Below are 4,542 nucleotides of genomic sequence, written 5' to 3' on the forward strand. Positions count from 1 at the left end.
CGCTCACGAAGATCGTTTGAAAGCGCTCGCGTCATCAGATGCTGGCCTCCAATCCAGCCAGCATCTTGAATCACAAACCAGCTGCTTTGGGAATCCTACGATTCTCTCAAAACAGGAACCGCTCTAGAGCCTGCGAACAGGTCAATGCCCTTCAGGCCCCTCCAGTATAGTCTTTAGCGAAACCTTGGCCGAACCGGGCTTCAGCGGCTTTTGCTGCGACGCGTCGGGCGCCCAGCCGGACATCCAGACAATCGAAAAGCTTGCCCTGACGCGACCGTCGGGGTCGGAGAAGCGTTCGGCGTAGATTTCCGCGGCGCGGGCAAACAGTCTGCGCGAGCCCGGCCGCCGGCTGCGGTCGGCAAGCGCGCTGGTTTCGCCCATGGAACGCAGGTCGGCCATAAGCGCAAACAGGTTGGCATAGCGCACCGTCACCGTCTCGACGTCGGCGACCGGCAACGCGAAACCGGCGCGCTGCAGCAGTGCGCCAGCATCGCGCACATCGGTGAACGGGATGACGCGCGGGCTGGCGCCACCGTAGATATCGGTCTCCGCGGCAAGCAGGCTTTCGCGCAGTTCCGACAGGGTGCCGGCGCCCGCGAAGGCGCCGAGGAAAAGTCCGTCCGGCCGCAGGGCGCGGCGGATCTGGATCAGCATGCCCGGGATGTCGTTCATGGTTTGCAGCGACAAAAGCGACACCACCAGATCGAGCCCCTGCGGCTCGAACGGCACGGTCTCGAGCGGCGCAATCAGGCCGGCGGCACCATTCAGGAAAGCCGCGTCCGTCTCGACACGGGCGATATCGGCTACCTTGCCGCTCTGCGCAAGGACGTCGGCGGCGGCCGAGGTCTGGCAAAACAGCACCGCCGCCTTGGCGAACCTGCGCTCGACGGCACCCAGCCGGTCGGCAAGATCCTCAGCGGCGCGATGCATGAGGAAGTCGGCACCGTCAACCGGATGGATGAGCGCGCGCCGCTTGTGCGCCAGCCACAGAGAGGTATCCATTATAGGCTGCAAGGGATGGTCCTTGTATGTCCGCGCCCTGATATGGTTCGTATGGTGGGCGACGAGAAACCAACCACGTGGCCGATCCGATGCCCAAGATCAAGTCCGACGAGATCAGGAAGCTGGCCGGGTCGGCAGCCCGGTCGGCTCTGGGCTGGCCGGCGCGCATCCTGTTTCCGCCGGTCTGCGCCGGTTGCCGCCGGCAAGTCTCGCAGCCCGGCGTGCTGTGCGGCGCCTGCTGGCCGAAGCTGCGGCTGCTGGAGCGGCCCTGGTGCCCGGTGATGGGCACGCCGTTCACCCATCATATGGGGGATGGTTTTCTGTCGGCGGAGGCGATCGCCGATCCGCCGCCCTTCGAACGGGCGCGGGCAGCGGTCGCCTATTCCGGCGTGGCCCGCCAGATGGTGCAAGGGCTGAAATACCAGGACCGCACCGATCTCGCTCCCTGGATGGCGCGCTGGATGGTTCGCGTGGGCGCCGACCTTATCGCCGACGCGGATGTGGTGGTGCCTGTGCCGCTGCATTGGCGCCGTTTTTTCAGGCGGCGGTTCAACCAGTCGGCGGAACTGGCGCGCTCGGTTTGCGAGCTCAGCGGGCTGTCTTTCGCGCCTTCCGCCATGCGTCGTGTCAAACTCACCCGCCAGCAGGTCGGGCTGGAGCGGCAGGAGCGCGAGGAGAACGTGCGCGCCGCCTTTCGCGTGCCCGCCGAGGCGGAGATTGAGATTGCAGGCCGCAGGGTGCTTCTGATCGATGATGTCTACACCACCGGCGCCACCGTGCGTGCCGCCACCAAGGCGCTGAAAAAGGGAGGCGCTGCCGCCGTCGACGTGCTGACCTTTGCCCGCGTGTTGCCTGGGGACTTCCGGGCGGACGAGTCCGCGACTATATAAGTCGGCAACGGAAACGGAATTCGTCATGGTCGATGTCACGATCTATACGCGCATGATGTGCGGCTACTGCACGGCGGCCAAGCGGCTGCTGGAGCGCAAGGGTGTCGCCTATACCGAGCACGACGCCTCGTTTTCGCCGGAGCTGCGCCAGGAAATGATGTCGCGCGCCCACGGGCGCACCACCTTTCCGCAGATTTTCATCGGCGACACGCATGTCGGCGGCTGCGACGACCTCCATGATCTGGAGGCGGAGGGTCGACTGGACAAACTGCTCGCCAACGGCTCGTCGATTTGAGGTGTGACAATGGGTGTTTTCAAGGCAGCGGCAATCCAGATGCGCTCAGGCGAGAGCCCCGAGCGCAATGCGGTCGATCTCGAACGATTGGTGCGTGAGGCCGCGGCCCAAGGCGCAACCTACATCCAGACGCCGGAAATGACCGGAGCGCTGATCCGCGACAGGCAAGCGCGCGCCGCTTCCTTCACCTCCGAAGACAAGGACATCATCGTCGCAACCGCGCGCAGGCTGGCGCGCGAACTCGGCGTGTTCCTGCATATCGGCTCGACCGCTATCCTGCGCGCCGACGGCAAGCTCGCCAACCGCGCGCTCCTGTTCGGCCCCGATGGCGTGACGCTCGCCAGCTACGACAAGATCCACATGTTCGACGTCGATCTCGACAATGGCGAGAGCTGGCGTGAATCGGCCGCCTACGAGCCTGGCACGGAGGCCGTCGTCACCGGGATCGGGGGCGCGAAGCTCGGCTTTGCCGTCTGCTACGACCTGCGCTTTCCGCAACTGTTCCGCGCCGAGGCGATGGCCGGCGCCGATCTGCTTTCCGTGCCCGCCGCTTTCACCCGCCAGACCGGCGAGGCGCATTGGCACGTGTTGCTCAGGGCACGCGCCATCGAGAACGGCGCCTTCGTCGTTGCCGCCGCGCAAGGTGGCCTGCACGAGGATGGCCGCGAGACCTATGGGCATTCTCTGATCGTCGATCCGTGGGGCCGCATCATCGCGGAAGCCGCGCATGACGAGCCTGGGGTGATCGTCGCCGCGATCGACCCGGCGCAATCGCTTGCGGCGCGCAAGAAGATCCCCAATTTGAAGAATGCGCGGGATTTCACAATCAATGCCGGCGAGGTTGACGCGCCACGTCTCAGGGGTGCCGCCTCTTGATCCGCTTTTCCCTGATCTGCGAAAACGAGCACGAGTTCGAGGGCTGGTTTCGCAGCAATGACGATTTCGACACCCAGAAGAAGCGCGGCTTCGTCGATTGCCCCAGCTGCGGTTCGCACAAGGTCGAGAAAGCGCTGATGGCGCCCGCCGTGTCCACGGCCCGCAAGCAGGAAACCATAGCGCTTGCCATGGGCGAGGCGCAGAAGCAGGCGCTGGCGCAACTGAAGGCGATGGCCGAGAAAGTGCGCGAGAACGCCGACTATGTCGGCGACAAGTTCGCCGAGGAAGCGCGAAAGATCCACTTCGGCGAAACCGATGCGCGCGGCATCTATGGCGAGGCGACGCTGGAAGAGGCCAAGGGCCTTGCCGAGGACGGCGTCGATTTCATGCCGATTCCAGTGTTTCCGGACGACCGGAACTGAGCACTTAGCTCACGCTGCTGATCAGTTTTTCCAGCAGACGCGAAAGTGTTTCTCTTTCGGTCAGCGTCAGGCCGGACAGGATCTGATGCTCGTTCGCCACATGGGCGGTGACAGCCTCGTCGATCAGCGCAAGGCCCTTGTCGCTCAGCCGCACGATGATGCCGCGCCGGTCGTTGGGGTGTGGCGCGCGCTGGATCAGGCCGGATGTTTCGAGCCGATCCAGTCTGTTGGTCATGGCCCCGGAGGTCACCATCGTCGCCTCGTAAAGCGCCGTCGGCGTCAGCGCGTAAGGCGCGCCTGAGCGGCGCAGCGTCGCCAGCACATCGAACTCTCCCGCCTGCAATCCGAAACGGGCAAAGAGCGGCGCAAGGCGGTCGCGGGCGATCAGCGAGGAGACCTCATTCAAGCGCCCGATCACGGCCATCGGTGATACGTCTAGGTCCGGCCGCTCCCGCTTCCACTGCTCGATGGCTTTCCCTGCACGGTCCATCTATCTCACCGTAATGTATCTTGACGTTAAGAATCTTTCCATTATCTTATCCCAAGATGCAATGCCGGCCAAGGGCCGTGCGGACAGGGATCGATCATGAAACTTCTCTGGGATTCGGCGCTCGGCCTGCTGATCGTCACCGGGGGGCTGCTTGGCCTGACGCTGCCTTTCGGCAAGCTCGCCACGGTGGCCGGCATGCCGGCCATGGTCTGGGCCTTCGTCATCTCGCTCGGCGCCGGCGGCGTGCTTCTCGTCGTATTGCTGCTGCGCGGCCAGCGCATCCGGCTCACGGCGCACAAGCTTCGCTATTTCTTCGTCACCGCCGCAGTGTCTTATGCCGTGCCAAACCTTTTGATGTTCTCGGCCATACCGCATTTGGGCGCCGGCTACACCGGCATCATGTTCACGCTGTCGCCCGTCGTCACGCTGGTGTTGTCGATCCTGCTCGGCGTGCGGCGGCCCAACATGCTGGGCATATCAGGCATCGCCGTCGGTTTCGTCGGCGCGGTCATGGTGGCGGTGACGCGTGGCGAGGCCGGCCAGCCGGCCGATGTCTTCTGGGTCATC

7 protein-coding genes are annotated in these 4,542 nt (G+C 64.6%); 5 read left to right on the forward strand and 2 right to left on the reverse strand.

Annotation, left to right across the window (positions count from 1 at the left end; genetic code table 11):
• Positions 1-141: 141 nt before the first annotated feature.
• Positions 142-1,014, reverse strand: a complete 873-nt coding sequence (locus tag EOA36_RS28490; protein ID WP_127280363.1) for a methyltransferase domain-containing protein — start codon at positions 1,012-1,014, stop codon at positions 142-144.
• A 65-nt stretch (positions 1,015-1,079) separates the two neighbouring features.
• Here EOA36_RS28490 and EOA36_RS28495 point away from each other — a divergent pair, with 65 nt between their 5' ends.
• From EOA36_RS28495 to EOA36_RS28510, 4 genes are read left to right on the forward strand one after another with little or no spacing between them, the layout of a single operon-like run.
• Positions 1,080-1,892, forward strand: coding sequence for a ComF family protein (locus tag EOA36_RS28495; RefSeq protein ID WP_127280364.1), 813 nt, complete (start codon positions 1,080-1,082; stop codon positions 1,890-1,892).
• A 25-nt stretch (positions 1,893-1,917) separates the two neighbouring features.
• Positions 1,918-2,187, forward strand: coding sequence for a glutaredoxin 3 (grxC, locus tag EOA36_RS28500; RefSeq protein ID WP_127280365.1), 270 nt, complete (start codon positions 1,918-1,920; stop codon positions 2,185-2,187).
• A gap of 9 nt (positions 2,188-2,196) precedes the next feature.
• Positions 2,197-3,063 (forward strand): carbon-nitrogen hydrolase family protein, encoded by an 867-nt coding sequence (locus EOA36_RS28505; RefSeq protein WP_127280366.1) that lies wholly within the window; start codon positions 2,197-2,199, stop codon positions 3,061-3,063.
• On the forward strand, positions 3,060-3,485 hold the full coding sequence (locus EOA36_RS28510) for a DUF1178 family protein (RefSeq protein WP_127280367.1): 426 nt from the start codon (positions 3,060-3,062) through the stop codon (positions 3,483-3,485). The genes EOA36_RS28505 and EOA36_RS28510 overlap by 4 nt, the downstream gene beginning before the upstream one ends.
• 4 nt (positions 3,486-3,489) lie before the next feature.
• Here EOA36_RS28510 and EOA36_RS28515 read toward each other — a convergent pair whose 3' ends face one another.
• Positions 3,490-3,975, reverse strand: coding sequence for a MarR family transcriptional regulator (locus EOA36_RS28515; protein ID WP_127280368.1), 486 nt, complete (start codon positions 3,973-3,975; stop codon positions 3,490-3,492).
• Positions 3,976-4,071: 96 nt separating this feature from the next.
• On the opposite strand from EOA36_RS28515, the gene EOA36_RS28520 reads away from it, so the two are divergent.
• A partial coding sequence (locus EOA36_RS28520; RefSeq protein ID WP_145969345.1) for a DMT family transporter occupies positions 4,072-4,542 on the forward strand: 471 nt, incomplete at its 3' end.

The sequence above is a fragment of the Mesorhizobium sp. M8A.F.Ca.ET.021.01.1.1 genome, from assembly GCF_003998025.1.
Taxonomy (GTDB): domain Bacteria; phylum Pseudomonadota; class Alphaproteobacteria; order Rhizobiales; family Rhizobiaceae; genus Mesorhizobium.

Excerpts from the sequence above, each read along its gene's own strand:
- grxC (WP_127280365.1), top strand. The coding sequence starts at position 1,918 with ATGGTCGATGTCACGATCTATACGCGCATGATGTGCGGCTACTGCACG.
- EOA36_RS28505 (WP_127280366.1), top strand. The coding sequence starts at position 2,197 with ATGGGTGTTTTCAAGGCAGCGGCAATCCAGATGCGCTCAGGCGAGAGC.
- EOA36_RS28515 (WP_127280368.1), bottom strand. The coding sequence starts at position 3,975 with ATGGACCGTGCAGGGAAAGCCATCGAGCAGTGGAAGCGGGAGCGGCCG.